Annotated in this window: 15 protein-coding genes; 9 read left to right on the plus strand and 6 right to left on the minus strand. The window is 70.4% G+C overall.

Features of this window, described 5'->3' with window-relative positions:
• Positions 1 to 57: 57 nt before the first annotated feature.
• Both leuS and CQ044_RS05105 read left to right on the plus strand, forming a co-directional pair.
• Positions 58 to 2,676 (plus strand): leucine--tRNA ligase, encoded by a 2,619-nt coding sequence (gene leuS, locus CQ044_RS05100; RefSeq protein WP_105687303.1) that lies wholly within the window; start codon positions 58 to 60, stop codon positions 2,674 to 2,676.
• 45 nt (positions 2,677 to 2,721) lie between these two features.
• Positions 2,722 to 4,464, plus strand: a complete 1,743-nt coding sequence (locus CQ044_RS05105; RefSeq protein ID WP_105687305.1) for a GDSL-type esterase/lipase family protein — start codon at positions 2,722 to 2,724, stop codon at positions 4,462 to 4,464.
• A 45-nt stretch (positions 4,465 to 4,509) separates the two neighbouring features.
• On the opposite strand, the gene CQ044_RS05110 is transcribed toward CQ044_RS05105, so the two are convergent.
• Complete coding sequence (locus CQ044_RS05110; RefSeq protein ID WP_105687307.1) at positions 4,510 to 5,112, minus strand: HD domain-containing protein; 603 nt, start codon at positions 5,110 to 5,112, stop codon at positions 4,510 to 4,512.
• A 166-nt stretch (positions 5,113 to 5,278) separates the two neighbouring features.
• Between CQ044_RS05110 and CQ044_RS05115 the strand changes: the two genes are divergently transcribed.
• The 3 genes from CQ044_RS05115 to CQ044_RS05125 all read left to right on the plus strand — a co-directional run bounded on the left by CQ044_RS05115 (position 5,279) and on the right by CQ044_RS05125 (position 8,850).
• Complete coding sequence (locus CQ044_RS05115; protein ID WP_105687309.1) at positions 5,279 to 5,932, plus strand: ComEA family DNA-binding protein; 654 nt, start codon at positions 5,279 to 5,281, stop codon at positions 5,930 to 5,932.
• Positions 5,929 to 8,301 (plus strand): ComEC/Rec2 family competence protein, encoded by a 2,373-nt coding sequence (locus CQ044_RS05120; protein WP_105687311.1) that lies wholly within the window; start codon positions 5,929 to 5,931, stop codon positions 8,299 to 8,301. Before CQ044_RS05115 ends, CQ044_RS05120 begins: the two co-directional genes overlap by 4 nt.
• A gap of 84 nt (positions 8,302 to 8,385) precedes the next feature.
• Positions 8,386 to 8,850, plus strand: coding sequence for a MarR family winged helix-turn-helix transcriptional regulator (locus tag CQ044_RS05125; protein WP_105687312.1), 465 nt, complete (start codon positions 8,386 to 8,388; stop codon positions 8,848 to 8,850).
• 80 nt (positions 8,851 to 8,930) lie between these two features.
• Here CQ044_RS05125 and CQ044_RS05130 read toward each other — a convergent pair whose 3' ends face one another.
• Entirely contained in the window at positions 8,931 to 10,331 is a 1,401-nt protein-coding gene (locus CQ044_RS05130; RefSeq protein WP_105687357.1) for an aminomethyltransferase family protein, read from the minus strand.
• A 232-nt stretch (positions 10,332 to 10,563) separates the two neighbouring features.
• Between CQ044_RS05130 and CQ044_RS05135 the strand changes: the two genes are divergently transcribed.
• From CQ044_RS05135 to CQ044_RS05150, 4 genes are read left to right on the plus strand one after another with little or no spacing between them, the layout of a single operon-like run.
• Complete coding sequence (locus CQ044_RS05135; RefSeq protein WP_105687314.1) at positions 10,564 to 11,319, plus strand: PIG-L deacetylase family protein; 756 nt, start codon at positions 10,564 to 10,566, stop codon at positions 11,317 to 11,319.
• Entirely contained in the window at positions 11,316 to 12,014 is a 699-nt protein-coding gene (locus tag CQ044_RS05140) for a 4-carboxy-4-hydroxy-2-oxoadipate aldolase/oxaloacetate decarboxylase (RefSeq protein WP_105687316.1), read from the plus strand. Before CQ044_RS05135 ends, CQ044_RS05140 begins: the two co-directional genes overlap by 4 nt.
• Positions 12,004 to 13,089 carry a PrpF domain-containing protein gene (locus tag CQ044_RS05145; protein WP_105687318.1) on the plus strand — a complete coding sequence of 362 codons (1,086 nt, stop codon included), beginning with the start codon at positions 12,004 to 12,006 and terminating at the stop codon, positions 13,087 to 13,089. Before CQ044_RS05140 ends, CQ044_RS05145 begins: the two co-directional genes overlap by 11 nt.
• Positions 13,090 to 13,126: 37 nt before the next feature.
• A complete protein-coding gene (locus CQ044_RS05150; protein ID WP_105687319.1) occupies positions 13,127 to 14,122 on the plus strand; it encodes a VOC family protein in 996 nt (331 codons plus the stop codon).
• A 15-nt stretch (positions 14,123 to 14,137) separates the two neighbouring features.
• Here CQ044_RS05150 and CQ044_RS05155 read toward each other — a convergent pair whose 3' ends face one another.
• From CQ044_RS05155 to CQ044_RS05170, 4 genes are read right to left on the minus strand one after another with little or no spacing between them, the layout of a single operon-like run.
• Positions 14,138 to 14,719: a PadR family transcriptional regulator gene (locus CQ044_RS05155; protein ID WP_105687321.1), complete on the minus strand. Its 582-nt coding sequence runs from the start codon at positions 14,717 to 14,719 to the stop codon at positions 14,138 to 14,140.
• A 42-nt stretch (positions 14,720 to 14,761) separates the two neighbouring features.
• A complete protein-coding gene (locus CQ044_RS05160; protein WP_105687323.1) occupies positions 14,762 to 16,162 on the minus strand; it encodes an aminomethyltransferase family protein in 1,401 nt (466 codons plus the stop codon).
• A gap of 36 nt (positions 16,163 to 16,198) precedes the next feature.
• Entirely contained in the window at positions 16,199 to 17,083 is an 885-nt protein-coding gene (gene purU, locus CQ044_RS05165) for a formyltetrahydrofolate deformylase (protein ID WP_105687325.1), read from the minus strand.
• 9 nt (positions 17,084 to 17,092) lie between these two features.
• Positions 17,093 to 17,899: a methylenetetrahydrofolate reductase gene (locus CQ044_RS05170; RefSeq protein WP_146116739.1), complete on the minus strand. Its 807-nt coding sequence runs from the start codon at positions 17,897 to 17,899 to the stop codon at positions 17,093 to 17,095.
• Positions 17,900 to 18,255: the final 356 nt, after the last annotated feature.

The raw sequence follows: 18,255 nt of genomic DNA on the forward strand, positions 1-18,255 counted from the left end.
GCTGGGATAATCTGGAGGTTGCCCTGTTCGGGGCATTCTTTTCCCCTGCTGCAGAGAATGGTCGTCGCGTTGTCTGAGAACCCGTCCCACACCGCATCCCCGTCGATCGACGAGTCGCTGCCGGTGCACGAGCTTCAGGCGCGCCAGGCCCAGCGGCTTCAGGAGAAGTGGCAGAGGTACTGGGCCGAGAACGAGACCTTCCAGGCCGGCGGCGCCGAGGACGTGCGCCCTCGCAAGTATGTGCTGGCGATGTTCCCGTACCCGTCGGGCGACCTGCACATGGGGCACGCCGAGAACTACCTCTACTCCGACATCGTGGCGCGCTTCTGGCGTCACCGCGGACACAACGTGCTGAATCCGATCGGCTGGGACTCCTTCGGGCTGCCCGCCGAGAACGCGGCCATCCGTCGCGGAGCGGACCCGCGCGAGTGGACGTACCAGAACATCGCCCAGCAGAAGGCGGGCTTCCAGTCCTACGGCGTCTCCTTCGACTGGAGCCGCGTGCTGCACACCTCCGACGAGGAGTACTACCGCTGGAACCAGTGGCTGTTCCTGAAGCTCTACGAGCGGGGCCTGGCCTACCGCAAGAAGAGCCCGGTGAACTGGTGCCCGAACGACCAGACGGTGCTCGCGAACGAGCAGGTCGTCGACGGGCGCTGCGAGCGCTGCGGCGCCGAGGTCGTGAAGAAGAACCTGACCCAGTGGTACTTCCGGATCACCGACTACGCCGACCGCCTGCTGGACGACCTGAACCAGCTCGAGGGCTTCTGGCCGCACAAGGTGCTGCAGATGCAGCGCAACTGGATCGGCCGCTCGATCGGCGCCGACGTGGACTTCGCGATCGAGGGCCGCGAGGGTGTTGTGACCGTGTTCTCCACGCGCCCCGACACCCTGCACGGCGCGACCTTCATGGTCGTCGCGCCCGACTCCGACCTGGCGTCCGAGCTGGCCGCCGGATCGTCCGAGGACGTGCGGATGCGCTTCCAGGACTACCTGACCCAGGTGCAGAAGACCAGCGAGATCGACCGTCAGTCCGCCGACCGCCCGAAGACCGGCGTGTTCCTGGACCGTTTCGCGATCAACCCCGTGAACGGCGAGCGGCTGCCGATCTGGGCCGCCGACTACGTGCTGGCCGACTACGGCCACGGCGCGGTCATGGCCGTGCCCGCCCACGACCAGCGCGACCTCGACTTCGCCCGCGCGTTCGACCTGCCCGTGAAGGTCGTGGTCGACACGACCGCGCCGATCACCGGCGCGCTGCCCGTGATCGAGGTCGACGAGGACGGGGTCCCGATCGAGCCCCTGGAGTCGCTCGACGACCAGCACCCGGTGAAGACCGGCATCGCCCTGACCGGCGACGGCCGCATGATCAACTCCGGCGAGCTGAACGGCCTCTCCAAACGCAACGCGATCGCCCGCGCGATCGAGCAGCTGGAGGCGGCCGGCACCGGCCGCGCTGCGAAGAACTACCGTCTGCGGGATTGGCTGATCTCGCGCCAGCGGTTCTGGGGCACCCCCATCCCGATGCTGCACACGCAGGACGGGGAGATCGTGCCCGTGCCCGAGGAGCAGCTGCCCGTGCGCCTGCCGAGCATCGAGGGCCTGGACCTGTCGCCGAAGGGAGCCTCGCCGCTGGGCGCGGCGACCAGCTGGGTGCAGACGACCGTGCCCGGAACCGGTGAGCCGGCGCTGCGCGACCCGGACACCATGGACACCTTCGTGGACAGCTCCTGGTACTACCTGCGCTTCCTCTCGCCGAACAGCGACACCGTGGCCTTCGACGTGGACGAGGCCCGCCGCTGGGCGCCCATCGACTCGTACATCGGCGGCGTCGAGCACGCGATCCTGCACCTGCTGTACGCGCGGTTCATCACCAAGGTCCTGTTCGACATGGGGCTGATCGATTTCACCGAGCCGTTCTCCAGCCTGATCAACCAGGGCATGGTGATCCTCGACGGCGCGAAGATGTCGAAGAGCAAGGGCAACCTGGTGCTCTTCCAGGAGGAGCTCGATGCCTACGGCGCCGACGCGCTGCGCGTCGCCCTGGCCTTCGCCGGTCCCGTGGAGGACGACAAGGACTGGAAGGACGTCTCGACGACCGGCGCGCAGAAGTTCCTGGCTCGTGCGCTGCGCGCGGCGCAGGACGTCTCGAGCGCCGTCGACGTCGTCTTCGATGGAGGCGATGCGGCACTGCGCCGGATCACCCACCATCTGCTGGCCGACGCCCCCGCGCTCGTCGAGCAGACCAAGTTCAACGTGCTGGTCGCGCGCCTGATGGAGCTGGTGAACGCGATCCGCAAGACGATCGACGCCGGCTCCGGCCCCGCCGACCCCGCCGTGCGCGAGGCTGCGGAGACCGTCGCCGTCATGCTGGACCTCGTCGCGCCGCACACGGCGGAGGAGATGTGGGAGATCCTCGGTCACGAGCCGTCCGTGGGACTCGTCACCTGGCGTCAGGCCGACCCGCTGCTGCTCGTCGAGGACACGGCGACCTGCGCCGTGCAGGTCAACGGCAAGGTGCGCACGACGCTCGAGGTGCCCGCCAAGATCGGCGACGCCGAGCTCGAGGCGCTGGCCCGTGCGGACGAGAAGGTGCAGCGGGCACTCGACGGCAAGGAGATCGTGCGCGTCATCGTGCGGGCTCCGAAGATCGTGAACTTCGCCGTCAAGGGCTGAGTTCCGTTGCGCTCCGGGGGGAAAGGAGCGCGCGCCCTCCGGGTGATGAGGCGCGTGCTCGGCACGGCGGTGATCGTCGCGCTGGTCGCGGGCGGGGGGCTGCTGCTGGTCTGGCAGCTGCCGCGCCCCATCAGCGACACCAGCGCGATCGGCGTGCTCTGGCACAAGCACAGCGATGAGCTGGGCGCCGCGTGGAACCGCGAGACGTGCGCGGAAGGGGTGTGTCGGCAGAATTACCGCGGGGGCACCATCTACGCCGCGGTGAAGGGCGACGCGCACATCGTTCATGGTGGCGCGGTCGGCGAGGCGTTCGACGAACTCGGAGGCGTGGCGAGGCTGGGTCTGCCGATCGCGGAGCAGAGCGGACCCGCCGACCGGCCGTGGCAGGCGTTCCAGCGCGCGGGGATCTTCGCGAGCGAGGACGATGTCCCGACCCTCGTGCGCGGTGTGTTCTGGCAGTCATGGCTGCGCTTCGCCGAAGAGCGCGGCGGCCTCGGGTTCCCGAAGGACGCGGAACACAAGGACAGGCACGGTAATCCGGTCCAGAACTTCATCAACGGCGTGATCTACCTGCGCGATGGCGCCCCCGTGCCCACGATCTCGGACATCGCTGCCGCCCACCGTCGCGCCGGAGGGGCGTACGGGCCGCTCGGATACCCGAAGGGCACGCAACGCGCGGTCGGCGATCGTCTCGTGCAGCAGTTCGACGGGGGCGAGGTGTGGTGGTCCGGCGACACGGGTGCCGCTTCGGTGCAAGCTCCGTTCCTCGCCGCCTTCCACGAACGCGGTGGCGCGGACGGGGCGCTCGGCCTGCCCACCGCAGAGGCATCGCGACTCGAGGGCGGCTCGATGCAGCCCTTCCAGGGCGGAGTTCTGTATCGCTCGGACGAGGACGGGTCGATCCGTGCCACGACCGCCGGCGTCATCCAGCAGCGGTACGAGGAGCTGGGCGGGCCAGGAGGCGAGCTGGGCTTGCCGATGGGCGAGAAGATCGACGTCGCCGGGGGCCGCTATCAGGCGTTCGCCGGAGGCGCGCTGCTGTGGCATGAAGGGGCAGGGGTTTTCCGCCTCGATGCCGCGAACTTCGCATTCTGGGTGGCGGATCCTGCCCGGTTCGGATGGCCGACGAAGGACTCGCGCACCGACGAGCGCGGGGTGCATCAGGACTGGGAGAAGACGCAGACGGTGCTGCGCGAGGGGCGCCTGCTCACGGTGCCATCGACACCGGTGGACGCCTCGACGGCCGTGCTCCTGTGCGATTCGCAGTGCAGCGGCAACTCCTGGATCAAGCAGGGAGCGCGGCGGGCCGGGTTCTCCAACATCGTGGAGTTCGGATACGGCGGGTCGGGATATCTCGCGCCGATCAGCGGGCTGGGGACCGGCTTCACCGAGAGCGTGTCGCGCAACAGCCTGCTGCTTCCGGACGGGGATCCGGGCGTCGTGATCATCACCCTCGGAGGCAATGACGCGGCGCAGAAGCGCCCTGTCTCCGATGTGACGGCCGCCGAGGAGCAGCTGATCGGGATGCTGCGGCAGGCCTACCCGAACGCCGCGATCGTCGTGGACGGCGTGATGAGCCGCAACGATGCCGCGCACGCGGCGCGCCGCGCGATGGACGCGGCTGTGACCGAGGAGGCGCAGCGGCTCGGCGTCCACGCGATCTCCGTCGCCGGATGGGTGAGCGACTACACGGCTCCCCAGGTCGACAACGTGCACCTGGCGCCCGCGGGGCATGACAAGATCGCCCCGCACTACGCGGACGCGCTGCGCGCGGTGCTCGGACGCTGACCGGTTCCTCCGCGCGGCGCGCGGCCCGGCGGTCGCCAGGCCGGGTCAGATCCGCTCGAGGGGGTTGTCCGCGAGTCTCCCGACGAGTCCTCCCTCGACGAGACGTCGCGCCTGGCTGTACGGCTTGCGCTCCGCCTGCTGCTGCACGCAGTCGCCGAACTCGGCGGCGAGGCCGAGCCGGGGGTACGCTGCCAGCACTTCGCGGCGGAACTCGAGGGGGATCTCCTCGTCCCGGCGCCCGGCGATGTCAAGCCCGGTCGACGTCTCGAGCAGGTATCCCTCGACGTCCTGGGCGGGATCCACGGAGGGCCAGTTGTGCCGCACGATGATCTCGTTGACGCGGCGCTGCCGCTCGACGGACCATCCGGCTCCGGCCGTCAGTGCCTCGCCCACGAAGCCGCCCGCCTCCTCGTAGCCGAGCACGTGGTTGTCATAGGCCGGCGCGAGCCCGATGTCGTGCAGCACGGCTCCGGTGTAAAGCAGCTCGTGGTCGATCCCGCGGTGACCCTCCACGATCGCGAAGGCCTCCGCCCATAGCCAGCTGCGCAGCACGTGATTGACCAGGGCGGGGGACTGGAACCGGGTGACGAGCTCGTGCGCCCCGCGGGCTGCAGCGGTGTCAGGGGGGAGGAAATCGTGCAGGCGCATGGCGGCTCCGGGTCGATCGTGGGATGAGGCCAGCGTAACGCTCGGTGCGGCGGCGGCTCCGTGCGACAGCTCGCTTTCGTCCTCCACAGTGCCCGCTCCGACCAGGCTCCGCACCGGTTGCGTGAAGTCGTCTCCGGACACGATCGTGCACGCCTAGCGTCGGCGTGTGAGCGAGCAGTCGGAGACGGAGGAGGCGGGGTCGACGGTCGTCGCGCGTGCGCCCCGGCGGCTCCGGCTGGGGCTCGGTGCGGCCGTGGTGGTGGGGCTCGTGGCGGTGTCGGTCACGGTGGGCATCGGCCTGCTCGGCCGGTCGGCGGTGCCGGAGGAGGTCGTCGTGTCGCCGTCACCGCGCACCAGTGGGCCGGGGGTCTCCGCCGGTGCGGTCTACGCGCACGTGCTCGGGGAGGTCTCGAAGCCGGGCCTGTACGTGCTCGACGATGGTGCGAGGGTGGCCGAGGCTCTGGCGGCGGCCGGAGGCACGCTGCCGACGGCGGACCTTGCCGCGGTGAACCTCGCCCGTACGGTCGCCGACGGGGAGCAGATCCTGGTGCCGGCGATCGGTGCGGCAGGTGCTGCACCGGGCGCGGCGGCAGGAACATCCGGTGCGGCGGGCGGGGGAGCAGCGGGCGGACTCGTCGACCTCAACACGGCCGATGTCGCCGCCCTCGACCAGTTGCCCCGGATCGGCCCCGCGCTCGCCCAGCGCATCGTCGACTGGCGCACGGCCAACGGGCGCTTCACGAGCGTGGATGATCTCCTCGGAGTCTCCGGCATCGGCGAGAAGATGCTGGCCGGGATCCGCGACCTGGTGCGGGTATGACAGCTCTGGATCGGCGGGCTCCGGGGGCTCCGCGAGGCCGGCTGCGCGACGTGCGCATGGTGCCGGTCGCTGTCATCGCGTGGGCGATCGCGCTCCTGGTCTCGTTCCTGCCCTGGACGGCCGGGACAGTGATCGCGTTCTCGGCAACGGGGACCGGGATCCTGCTCATCGTGTGCCGCTCCCGGACCCGCACCGCGGTCGCCCGCGCCGGGCCTCTTTCGATCGTCTGCCTGACCGTCGCCGCGGCGATCGCCGGCGCCGCGACAGCCGCGACGCCGGCCCGAGAGCAGGCCGCCTCCCTGGCAGGGCACGCGGTGACCGCCGAGGTGAGCGTGCGATCGCTTCCTTCGCTCGGCGCGGACGGCCGGCTCTGGGCCGACGCGGACGCGTTCCGGCTCGGTCCGGGGGACCGACCCGATCCGCTGCGGGTGCCGGTGCGCATCGGGATCCCGCCCGACGCCGAATCCGCCACCCTGGGACCGGGGACGGCGCTGCGATTCACGGCGCAGACGAAACGCACGGATCCGGGCGAGCGTGCGGCACTCGTGCTGTTCTCGAGCGGGGCGGCGGTGCAGCTGTCGCGTGGCGGCCCGGTCGAGCGGCTCGCCGGCGACGTGCGCGCGGCGTTCATCGAGCGCGCCGGACGTCTGCCCGAACCCGGGTCAGAGCTGCTTCCGGGGCTTGCGGTCGGCGATGTGCGAGCCGTGAGCGACGAACTCGATGCCGCGATGAAGGCCAGCGGGCTCTCGCATCTGACAGCCGTGTCCGGCAGCAACCTCGCGCTCGTGGCCGCGGCGGCGTTCGGGATCGTGGCGCTGTGCGGCGGGGGCAGGGTGCTCCGCGTCGCCATCGCCGTGCTGGCCCTCGCCGGATTCGTGGTGCTCGTCACGCCGCAGCCGAGCGTCATCAGGGCCGCGGCCATGGCTGGAGTCGCCCTGACCGCGCTGCTGCTCGGGCGCCCGCGTGCGGGCCTCTCGGTCCTGATGCTCGCGGTGACGGTGCTCCTGCTCGTCGATCCGCATCTCGCGGCCGCGCCCGGGTTCGCGCTGTCGGCTGCGGCCACAGCCGGTCTCATCGTGCTCGCCCCGCCACTGGCGCGGGGGCTCGCGCGTCGGCTGCCGCGACCGGTCGCCCTGGCGATCGCGGTCCCGCTGTCTGCACAGCTCGCCTGCGGTCCGATCATCGCGTTGTTCGCGGCGCAGCAGTCCCTGGTCTCCGTACTGGCCAACCTGCTGGCCGCACCGGCGTCGCCGATCGCGACGGTGCTCGGGCTGCTCGCCTGCCTCGCGATGCCGATCCCGCCGCTGGCCGACCTGTTCGCAGCCGCGGCCTGGTTGCCCTCGGCGTGGATCGCGCAGACGGCGGTGACGACCGCAGCGCTGCCGATGGCCACGATCGAGGCGCCGGCCGGCGTCGGCACGGCGCTCGTGGTGGCGGCGCTCAGCGCAGGGGTCTTCTGGGTCGTCGCGCCGCATCGCCCGCTCCGCGCTCCCTGGCGCGCCGTCGTGGGCGGCGTCCTCGCGGTCGTGATCGGAGCGGGCACGGGCTGGGGCATCGTCGCCGGTCCGGTCGCGCTGCTGCAGCGCCCAGCGAACTGGGCGATCGCCCTGTGCGACGTCGGGCAGGGGGACGCCGCGCTGGTGCGCTCGGCCGGACGCACGATGCTCATCGACACCGGGCCAGAGCCGGAACCGCTGCGGCGCTGCCTCGACACGCTGGGGATCGCGCGGCTCGACCTGCTGGTGCTGACCCATTTCGACCGGGATCACGCCGGGGCCGCCGACGTGGTGGTCGGGCGCGTCGGCACCGTGCTGCACGGGCCGGTGGACACTCCAGCCCATCAGCGGTCACTCGAGCGGCTCGAAGCCGGGGGAGCGGACGTGGTCCAGGCAGCGGCGGGCATGGCGGGGCGTCTGGGAGATGCGGACTGGCGCGTGCTGTGGCCTCGCCGCGGCGAGAAGGTCTTCCCTCCCGGGAACGAGACCGGCGTGATCCTGCAGATCGAGGGCGGAGGCGTTCCGCGAAGCCTGTTCCTGGCCGATCTCTCGGCCGCGGCGCAGGGCGCGCTGCGACGGCTCGCGCGCCCGCACGATGAGAGCGTCGTCAAGGTCGCCCACCATGGCAGCGCCGATCAGGATCCGCAGCTCTACGAGGATCTGGATCCCGCGCTGGCCCTGATCTCCGTCGGCGAGGGGAACGACTACGGACACCCGCGCGCCTCAACGCTGGAGATGCTGCAGGCGCTGCGTGCGCCGGTCCTGCGCACGGATCAGCGCGGCATGATCCTGGTGTCGCAGGCGGAGGAAGGGGTGCGCGTCTGGGCCGAGCGGGCCGCACCGTCGGATGGCCGCACGGGGCGTCCACCGTGATCGCCGGCCGATGGGCCGGTGCGGCATGTGCGCGGCGGTCGCACGAAAGCTAGCCTGTATCCGGGGTCGCGACGAAAGGTCTTGATGGAAGGCACGAACTTCACCTATGTCATCAAGCAGCTCGAGCTCGCGCTCCGTCCTTATTTCGAGGAGGTCTGTGCTCAGGCCGGTATGACGATCGCCCAGTTCACGGCGCTCACGGTGCTGGAACGGCGCCCCGGCATCACGAGCTCCGAACTCGCGCGGCGTTCCTTCGTGCGTGCGCAGACGATGGCCCAGACCATGGATCCGCTCCTGGACGCCGGCCTGGTGCGACGTGAGCGCGACCCGGAGCACGCCCGACGGCTGCTGCTCTTCCTCACCGATGAGGGCGTGGCGGCCGTGCACCGCACCGCGCCGCGCCTGGCCGAGCTGGAGCGGCTCCTGACGACGGGCTTCGCGGAGGAGGAGACCGCGGCCTTGGCGGACTACCTCCGGCGCGCGCGCCGGACTCTCGAATCGCACACGCTGGCCGAGTTCCGGGCGGGCGCCACGGACCTCGTGCCCTGAGCGGGGCGTGACTCCGCGGGGCGTGACTCCACGGGGCCGCGATCCCCGCGGCCCCGCGATGCCGTCCCCGTCGCCGACTCTCAAGCGCTGGTCGTGCGCCAGCCGCCCTGGTACTCGGTGCGGGCTGTCGCGGCGTAGGGCACGGGGCTGACCACGGCGCGCACCGCGAACTGCTCGTGCGGCTCGACCGTGGTCTTGTGCGATCCTCCGTCCGGTTCGCCCCAGACGACCCGCACCTCGGCGCCGATCGGCACATCGTGGTCGACGGTCGCGAGAGAGAGACCCCGCCGTTCGTTCGCGGTGACGCCGGTGAACAGGGAGAGCCCGACGGTCTCGCCGTCAGCGTCGATCACCGCGTCGTAGTTCGAGGATCCGTAGTTCGCGTTCGGGAGGTCGAAGAACTGGTAGCCGGGACCGTTCCGGTCGATCGCGCTCGCGAGGATCTTCGCGAGGTCCTCGTCGTTCCAGGCGAGCGTCACCTTCTTGCGCTGCTGTGCGGGATCGATCTTCTCGAGCGCGTCGCGCCCGATGAAGTCGTGATCGAACTTCACGAACGAGCCGTATCCGAGCTCCCACGGGTTGAGGTAGTAGTCCTCGATGTCCTCGGACACGAACGACCCCGCCACGGCGTTGATGGCCTCATAGCTGGTCGCCGGCAGCCACTCCCGGTAGGCGCGCTCCGCCTCGCCCGTGTAGATGGCCGGCAGCGGGGACGGGATCCAGCCCGACTCCAGGGTGTTCGACGAGTACGCACGCGATCCGCAGGGCTCGATGCCGAACTCGCGGCCGGCCTCGAGGATCGCGTCGCGGATCTTCCCATGCTGCACATACGGGCCCCAGAGCTCCAGGCCGGGTGCTCCCGCCATGCCGTGCCGGAGCGTGCGCACCTGCTCGCCGGCGATCGTCATGTGCCCCATCCGGAAGAACCGCACCGGCTCCACAGGCCCGCCCGCGAGTTTCTCGATGATCGCCCACGCGTTCGGGCCCTGGATCTGGAAGCGGTAGTACTCGCGATGCACAGCCTGACCGTAGGGGCGCGACGGCGATCGGTCGTCGTAGCGGAACTCGACGTCGTAGCCACCGGTCTCCGCATGGAACTGGAGCCAGTTGGCGCCGGGGGCCCGGCCGACGTACACGTAGTCCTGCTCGGCCTCGTGGAACAGGATCCCGTCGCCGATCACGCCTCCGTGGGACGCGGTGGGGACGAACTGCTTCGCCGTGTCGACGGGGAAGTTCGCGAACGAGTTGATGCCGGTCTCTGAGAGGAGGCGCAGAGCGTCGGGGCCGGAGACGAAGAAGTTCACCATGTGGTGCGTCTGGTCGTACAGCACAGCGGTCTCCCGCCACGCCTTCTGCTCGCGGCGCCAGTTCGTGAACTCGGCCGGCACGACCGGATAGATGTACGTGCCGAGGGGCGAGTCGCGCAGCATCCGGACCGCATCGCCCTTCTCGTCGAGCAGTTCCTGCAGGGTGCTGGCCATGGTGTCTCCCTCGACATCGATCCGGCTGATCGTCGCCGTCGTCGGCTCGATCTGAGGCCCGATGGTACGGAAGATCAATCCCTCTGTCCATAGGTAAAGCGAAGAGGGAAGTAGTTGGCGACAAGATTGGCGACAATCCTTGACCACGAGGGGGACGCTGTGCTTGTGTGGGGCCCGGCGCGGCGACGAGCGGCGCCGGCCGGCCGGATCCGGCGCGAACCCGAGGAGTCCCATGTCGCAGCGCACGCCCTGTCTGGTGGTGGTCAGTGCGCACGCGGGCGACTTCGTGTGGCGGGCCGGAGGCGCGATCGCGGCAGCGGCGCTCCGCGGAGAGCGCGCGGTCGTGATCTGCCTGTCCTACGGGGAGCGAGGGGAGTCCGCGAGCCAGTGGCTCGCAGGCAGGGGGCTCGACGAGATCAAGGCGATCCGCCGGGCGGAGGCGACGGAGGCGGCGAACGCGCTCGGCGCCGAGATCGAGTTCCTCGACCTCGGCGACTACCCGCTGCGGGAGTCGCCGGAGGTGGTGGCGACGCTGGTCGACGCGTTCCGGCGCCTGCAGCCGACGGTGCTGCTGACCCACCCTCTCGCAGACCCGTACAACGGCGACCATCCGGCAGCGGCGCGGATGGCGCTGGAGGCGAGAGTTCTCGCGCAGGCGATCGGCGTCGCGAACGCGGATGGCGGCTATCCGCGACCGGACGACGTCATCGGCGCCCCGCCCGTCTTCTTCTTCGAGCCGCACCAGAGCGAGCAGTCCGGCTTCACCCCCGGCGTGCTGCTGGACATCACCACCGCGTTCCCGCGCAAGCGCGCAGCGATGGAGTGCCTCCCCGCTCAGCAGCACATGTGGTCCTACTACACCGATCTCGCCGTCCGACGCGGTGTTCAGTTGAAGCGCAATGCGGGCCCCAATCTCGGCCTCGCCCACGAGACGATGGCCGAGGCGTACATGCGCTACTACCCCCAGGTCACGGACGTGCTGGCATGAGCCCCGTCGTCGTCACGGACATCGCCCGCGCTGAGCGCGCACTCGTCGACGCGCTCGCCGCGTTCGGGTCGGCCACGGTGCACGAGGCGCTCGGCCGGATCGGCTGCGCGGGGGCGCGGATCCGCCCGATCCAGGAGGGTGTCGTGGTCTCCGGCAGCGCGATCACGGTGCTCCCGGCCGCCGGGGACAACCTCATGGTGCACGTCGCGATCGAGCAGGCGCAGGAGGGTGACATCATCGTCGTGGCGCCGGCGTCGGAGTCGCGGCACGGTTTCATCGGGGAGCTCATGGCGACCCAGATGCAGGCCCGAGGGGTCGGCGGCTACGTCACGTCCGCCGGGGTGCGCGACGTCGCGGAGCTGCGGGCCATGCGGTTCCCGGTATGGACCGCGCACATCACCGCGCAGGGCACCCTGAAGGAAGCGGCAGGATCGGTGAACGTGCCGATCGCGCTCGACGGCGTCGTTGTCGAACCCGGCGACATCGTGGTCGCCGACGACGACGGCGTGACGATCGTGCCCCGCGCACGTGCGGCCGAGGCGCTGGAGGCGGCGCGGCGGCGGGCGGAGCGCGAGGCCGCAGCGCGCGAGCGTTATCGGGCCGGTGAGATCTCGATGGACGTCGGTGGCCTCCGGGCAGTGCTCGACGGGCTCGGCGTCGAGCACGTCGCCCAGCGGAGCGGCGATGCGCGCTGACGCCGCCGGAGGCGCGCACCCCGGAGGCATCCGCTGCATGCTCATGCGCGGCGGGACGTCGAAGGGGGCGTTCTTCCTCGCGACGGATGTGCCGGCCGATCCCCAGGAGCGCGACGAGCTGATGCTCCGGCTTCTGGGCAGCCCGGATCCGCGGCAGATCGACGGGCTCGGGGGCGGGCACGCGCTGACCTCCAAGGCGGCGATCGTGTCGGTCTCCGAGGATCCCGGCGCGGATCTCGACTATCTGTTCCTGCAGGTCGGCGTCGACCGTCCCACGGTGGGCGATGCGCAGACCTGCGGCAACCTCCTCGCCGCGGTGGGGCCCTTCGCGGTCGAGCGAGGAATCCTGCCGGCCGGCGGAGAGACGACCACGGCGCGCATCCGGCTGCGCAACACCGGCGGGATCGCGACGGCCTCGTTCGCGACGCCGGCCGGGATGCCGGACTACGACGGCGACACGGAGATCGACGGCGTGCCGGGCTCTGCGGGGCCGATCGAGCTCCGGCTCGGCGTCGGCGAAGCCTCCGTGCTCCCGACCGGCCTGGTGACGCAGACGGTCGCCGGACACCGCGTGACGCTGGTCGACAACGGCTTGCCGGTCGTGCTCATGGACGCCGGGTCGCTCGGGGTGTCGGGGGACGAGGATCCGGGCGGGCTCGAGGCCGATGCGCGATTGTGCGCTGTCGTCGAAGAGGTCCGCCGAGCCGCCGGTCCGCTGTTCGGCCTGGGCGATGTGACGGAGCAGACCGTACCCAAGGTCGTGCTGCTCTCGTCACCGCGGCAGGGCGGGACGATCTCCACGCGGGCGTTCATCCCGTTCCGCGTGCACGCGTCGATCGGCGTCCTGATGGCGGCCTCGGTCGCTGCGGGCATCCGGATCCCCGGCGCCATCGGACACGATCTGGCCCGCCTGCCGGCGGGGCCGGAGCACGACATCGAGCATCCCGCCGGAGTGCTCCGCACCCGCGTCGACGTCACGCACGGCGCCGACGGCGCCTGGCGGGCATCGTCCCGTTCGACGCGCACCGCGCGCAAGATCTTCGACGGCATCGTCTTCCCGCGTCCGCGGCGCTGACGCCGGACCCCACACAACCAGAGCAAGGACGGACCCCATGGCAACCAGCGACAACTTCGACCTCGCCCACCTCGGCGCGGTCGAGCTGCACACCCCGAAGTTCGAGGAGAGTCTGCACTTCTTCCGGGACACCTGCGCGATGCGCGAGGTCGCCCGCGTCGGCGACTCCGCGTACCTGCGCTGCTGGGACGAGTACCAGAGGTACACGCTCAAACTCACGGCATCCGATACCAACGGAGTCGGGCGCACGCTGTTCCGCACGACGAGCCAGGAGGCGCTCGAGCGCCGGGTGGCCGCGATCGAGGCGACCGGCCTCGGCCACGGCTGGCGCGATCCCGAGGTCGGCGTCGGACGGTCCTACGAGTTCGAGGATCCGGACGGGCACCTCATGGCGCTGCACTACGAGACCGAGCTCTACGTGCCGGACGATGAGGACCGGCCCGCGCTGAAGAACCAGGCCTCCGCCTATCCCGGGCGAGGCATCAACGCCCGCCGCATGGACCACATCAACTACCTCGCGAGCGACGTGACCGCCGCGGGGGAGTTCTGGGCCGACGTCATGCGCGCGAGGGAGTCCGAGCGGGTGCGCCAGGACGATGGACGGTTCGCGGCACGGTGGTTCCGGTTCCATCAGAAGTCCTACGACGTCGTCTACTCCGCGGACTGGACGGGCAGCCGCGGCCGCTTCCACCACTTCGCGTTCGCGCCGGACTCCCGGGAGGACATCCTGAAAGCGGCGGACATCTGCCTCGAGAACGGGATCCACATCGAGTACGGACCCTACAAGCACGCGATCAACCAGACCTTCTTCCTCTACGTCTGGGAGCCGGGCGGCAACCGCATCGAGTTCGCGAACGCGCAGGCCAGGCTCCTCCTGGACCCGGACTGGCCGGTCGTCGAGTGGAGCCAGGCCGAGCGCGCCAAGGGGCAGGCCTGGGGCATGAAGACCGTCGCCACCTTCCACACGCACGGCACGCCGTACGTGGAGAACCAGGAGCAGATCGATCGCGAGGCGCTGGCCGGATCGCGGTGAGGCCGGTCGCCCGCGCTAGTCGCCGAGGCTGTCGACGAGGTCGAGGCCGCGGCGGGCCCAGGCGATCTCGAGCCGCGCCCGTTCGACCAGTCCCTCGTACGCGAACCTCTTGTATGCGATCGTGCGTTCGCGCTCGCTGTCCGGAGTGACGTTCAGCCGACGCGTCAGCATCGGATTGCTGAGGTTCTCGATGTGGGTGAGCTCGCCCTGCCACTGTTCGAGCTCGCCCTCCCACTGCGCGATGTGCCGGCGCAGGAAGTCGCGCGCCGCCTCCGGCGTGGTGTTCTCCAGGTAGGCGGCGCGCAGGTGCGCGGGGTCGCGGACGCGCTGGTAATCCAGGGGCGTCTGCATCCAGGCGAGATAGTCGGCGTCGCCGGCCGGCGTCACGGTGTACATGCGCCGGGTGCCGCGCTGGCCGCGGGCCTGCTCCTCGCCCTCGATGAGCCCCGCGGCCTCCATCTTGCGCAGCTCCGGGTAGATCTGCGAGTCGGGGGCGTGCCAGACGTGCCCCACCGACTGCGAGAACTGCTTCTGCAGGTCGTATCCCGACAGCGGCCCGACGCGCAGGATCGCCAGGATTGCGTAGCGCAGACTCATGCGGTTCCTCCCGCGTCGAGCCTACTGCCGGGATGACGGGATTCAGCTCGCGTAGCCGGTGCGCCACCCGCCCTGGTAGGTCTGCCGGGCGACCGAGGAGTACGGCGTCGGGCTGACGACCGCGCGGACCGCGAGCTGCTCGTGCGGCTCGACCGTCGCCTTCGCGGTGTTCGGCCCCTCGCCCCACAGCACGCGGAGCTCTGCGCCCTCCGGAACGTCGGGCGCGACGGTGGCGAGCGAGAGCGCGCGGCGCTCGTTCGCGCTGTAGCCGGTGAACATCGAGAACCCGACGACGTTGCCGTCGGCATCGACGACCGCGTCGTAGTTCGCCGAGCCGTAGTTCGCGAGCGGCAGATCGAAGAACTTGTAGCTGGGGCCGTCCACGTCGAACAGCGAGCCGAAGATCTTCGTCATGTCCTCGGCGTCCCAGGCCAGGGTGACCTTGCGGCGCTGCGTCGTGGGGTCGATCTTCTCGAGCGCGTCACGGCCGATGAAGTCGTGGTCGAACTTCACGAAGGATCCGTAGCCGAGCTCCCACGGCGTGAGGTAGTAGTCCGCGATGTCTCCCGACACGAACGAGCCGGCGAGGGTGCCGGTGGCCTCGTAGCTGTCCGCGCCGAGCCACTCGCGGTAGCCGCGCTCGGCCTCACCGGTGTAGATGGCGGGGAGGGGCGAGGGGATCCAGCCGGACTCCAGAGTGTTGGACGGATACGCGCGGGATCCGACCGGCAGCAGCCCGAACTCGGCACCGGCGGTGACGATCGCGTCGCGGACGCGGTCGTGGTCCTCGTACGGGCCCCAGACCTCGAGGCCGGGTGCGCCGGCCATGCCATGGCGCAGGGTGCGCACCTGCGCGCCCTCGATCGCCATCGTGGACATGCTGAAGAACCGCAGCTCCTCGAGCGGGCCGCCGTTGAGCTTCTCGATGACCTGCCAGGCCCTGGGGCCCTGGATCTGGAAACGGTAGTAGCGGCGCGAGACGGGGTGCCCGTACGGGCGGGACGGCGATCGCCGGTCGACGGTCACCTCGAGGTTCCCGTAGCCGCCGGTCTCGCCGTGGTACATCAGCCAGTTCGAAGCCGGCGCCCGGCCGACGTAGACGTACTCGTCCTCGGCCTCGCGGAACAGGATGCCGTCGCCGATGACGTGGCCCGCCGCGGTGGTCGGCACGTACTGCTTCGCACGGTTGACGGGGAAGTTCGCGACCGAGTTGATGGCGGTGTCGCTGATCAGACGGATCGCGTCCGAGCCCTTCAGGAACACGTTGTCCATGTGGTGGGACTGGTCATACAGCACCGCGCTGTCGCGCCACGCCCGCTGCTCCTTGATCCAGCTGCTGAAGTCGGCGGGCACGACCGGGTAGATGTACGACCCGATCTGAGAGTTGCGCAGGAGTTCGACGGGGTTGGTCTCGTCGATCAGCTGCTGAAGGTTGTCGGCCATGGAAGCCCTCTCTTGTTCTTTCGTGGTGGTCGGGGGTCAGGGGCGGTCGGTGAAGACGACGGTCTGATTGCCGTTCCGGATCACCCGGTCCTCGGCGTGCCACTGCACCGCGCGGGAGAGCACGGCGCGCTCGACGTACGCGCCGCGGGCCTGCAGGCCGGCCGCGCTCATCGAGTGGTCGACGCGGGCGACGTCCTGCTCGATGATCGGGCCCTCGTCCAGGACCTTGGTCACGTAGTGGCTGGTCGCGCCGATGAGCTTCACGCCGCGCTCCTTGGCCTTGCGATACGGGGCCGCGCCGATGAAGGCGGGCAGGAAGGAGTGGTGGATGTTGATGACCGGCACGTCGACCTCGTCCAGGAAGTCCTCGGAGATGATCTGCATGTACCGCGCCAGCACGAGAAAGTCGACATTCCCCTTCACGAGCTCCAGGATCCTGGCCTCCGCGTCGGACTTGTCCGGCCCCTGCGAGGGCACATGGAAGAACGGGATGCCGAAGGCGCGGACGTCCTCTGCGACGTTCGTGTGATTGCTGATGACCATCGGGATCGTGACCGGCAGCTCGCCGCGCCGGTGCCGCCAGAGGAGCTCGAGCAGGCAATGGTCGCTGGTGGAGGCGAGCACGGCCATCCGCTTCGGGACCGACCGGTCGGTGAGCCGCCAGGACAGGCCGAGCGGTCCGAGCGTGGCGGCGAGGTCGGCCTCGAGCTCGGGGATCGCCGCGGAGAGGTCGGCGCGGTGGAAGACCACGCGCTGGAAGAAACCCCCGCCTTGAGGGTCGTCGGTGTACTGATCCAGAGACACGATGTTGCCCCGGTTGCGGGTGATCAGGGCGCTGACGGCCGAGACGATCCCGGGCTGATCCGGGCCGTGCACGATCAGGCAGGCGTCATCGCGCAGTCGCTCGACGTGGATGGTCATCCCGGCCCCTCAGCGGCGGGCGGCGACGAAGTCGCGCGCCCATGCCGACGTGGCGAGCAGGCCGCCGAACGTGTAGAAGTGCAGCTTGACGGCGCCGGTCTCGGCGTCGGCCGCGAGCAGCGCGGACAGGTCGGAGACGAACGCATCCGGCCCCGCCGTCCCCATCAGGTTCGTGAGGGAGAAGCCGTACTTCTTCACGATCATCGCGTTCGCACCGATGCCGAACCGGCGGGCGAACCCGAGGAGCCGCTTGACGCCCGCGGGTCCCGGCGTGCCCACCCGGATCTCGGAGGCGATCCCGCGTGCGCGGACCTGGTCGATCCAGGCCAGGACCGGATCCGTGTCGAAGGCGAACTGGCTGAGGATCACGGCGTCCAGCCCCTGCTCCGCGAGCACCGCCGACTTGTTCTCGAGATGGCGCCACAGCTCGTCATCGGCGATGTCGGGGTGCCCTTCGGGATAGCCGGCGATCGACACCTCGCGGACGCCGTAGTCGAGCAGCAGACCCGTGTAGATGACGTCGAAGGCCGAGGCGTACGGCCCGTCCGGCGTGGCGGGATCCCCGCCGACGACGAAGACGTGATCCGTGGCGCCCACCTCCTGCAGTCGCCCGAGGAACTCCTCGAGCTGCGCGCGCGACCGCAGCCGGCGGGCCGAGATGTGCGGGACCGGCACGAAGCCCAGATCCCGGACCGCCTTGGCGGCGGCCACGCGCATCTCGAGATCCTCATTGCCGAGGAACGTGACGTTGATCTTGGTCCCCGCGGGGATCGTGTCGCGCGCCTCCTGGAGGCCGGGGACGTCCTTCCCGGTCATCTCGAGGGAGAAGTCGTCGACGAGCGCGCGCGCCGCGATCGGGTTCGCGACGGGTGTGGTGCGTGACACGGATCGGCATCCTTTCGGCGGGTCCGCGCGCGGCAGTGCGAGCGGAGCGGTCAGGCCCTGTTCGGCATTGAACGGGCCTGCCGTCAGAATACCTATGATGATAGGTAATGACAAGAGGTAAATCCAGGATGTGGCCAACTACTGCTTCGAGTCGTCCCCCTCAGCGCACCCGGGGGCCTCCGCTGGCGGGGACGACGCAAAGCCCACCTCCGAGTCGTCCCCGTCAGCGGACGCTATGGGCTCCGCTGAGGGGGACGACTCGGAAGTGGGGTGCGACAAGGGGGGCC

It is taken from the genome of Microbacterium sp. MYb64, from assembly GCF_002979495.1.
Lineage (GTDB): Bacteria > Actinomycetota > Actinomycetes > Actinomycetales > Microbacteriaceae > Microbacterium > Microbacterium azadirachtae_A.

Coding starts and splice junctions, on each gene's coding strand:
- leuS (WP_105687303.1), top strand. CDS start 58: ATGGTCGTCGCGTTGTCTGAGAACCCGTCCCACACCGCATCCCCGTCG.
- CQ044_RS05105 (WP_105687305.1), top strand. CDS start 2,722: ATGAGGCGCGTGCTCGGCACGGCGGTGATCGTCGCGCTGGTCGCGGGC.
- CQ044_RS05110 (WP_105687307.1), bottom strand. CDS start 5,112: ATGCGCCTGCACGATTTCCTCCCCCCTGACACCGCTGCAGCCCGCGGG.
- CQ044_RS05120 (WP_105687311.1), top strand. CDS start 5,929: ATGACAGCTCTGGATCGGCGGGCTCCGGGGGCTCCGCGAGGCCGGCTG.
- CQ044_RS05125 (WP_105687312.1), top strand. CDS start 8,386: ATGGAAGGCACGAACTTCACCTATGTCATCAAGCAGCTCGAGCTCGCG.
- CQ044_RS05130 (WP_105687357.1), bottom strand. CDS start 10,331: ATGGCCAGCACCCTGCAGGAACTGCTCGACGAGAAGGGCGATGCGGTC.
- CQ044_RS05135 (WP_105687314.1), top strand. CDS start 10,564: ATGTCGCAGCGCACGCCCTGTCTGGTGGTGGTCAGTGCGCACGCGGGC.
- CQ044_RS05140 (WP_105687316.1), top strand. CDS start 11,316: ATGAGCCCCGTCGTCGTCACGGACATCGCCCGCGCTGAGCGCGCACTC.
- CQ044_RS05145 (WP_105687318.1), top strand. CDS start 12,004: ATGCGCGCTGACGCCGCCGGAGGCGCGCACCCCGGAGGCATCCGCTGC.
- CQ044_RS05150 (WP_105687319.1), top strand. CDS start 13,127: ATGGCAACCAGCGACAACTTCGACCTCGCCCACCTCGGCGCGGTCGAG.
- CQ044_RS05155 (WP_105687321.1), bottom strand. CDS start 14,719: ATGAGTCTGCGCTACGCAATCCTGGCGATCCTGCGCGTCGGGCCGCTG.
- CQ044_RS05160 (WP_105687323.1), bottom strand. CDS start 16,162: ATGGCCGACAACCTTCAGCAGCTGATCGACGAGACCAACCCCGTCGAA.
- purU (WP_105687325.1), bottom strand. CDS start 17,083: ATGACCATCCACGTCGAGCGACTGCGCGATGACGCCTGCCTGATCGTG.
- CQ044_RS05170 (WP_146116739.1), bottom strand. CDS start 17,899: ATGACCGGGAAGGACGTCCCCGGCCTCCAGGAGGCGCGCGACACGATC.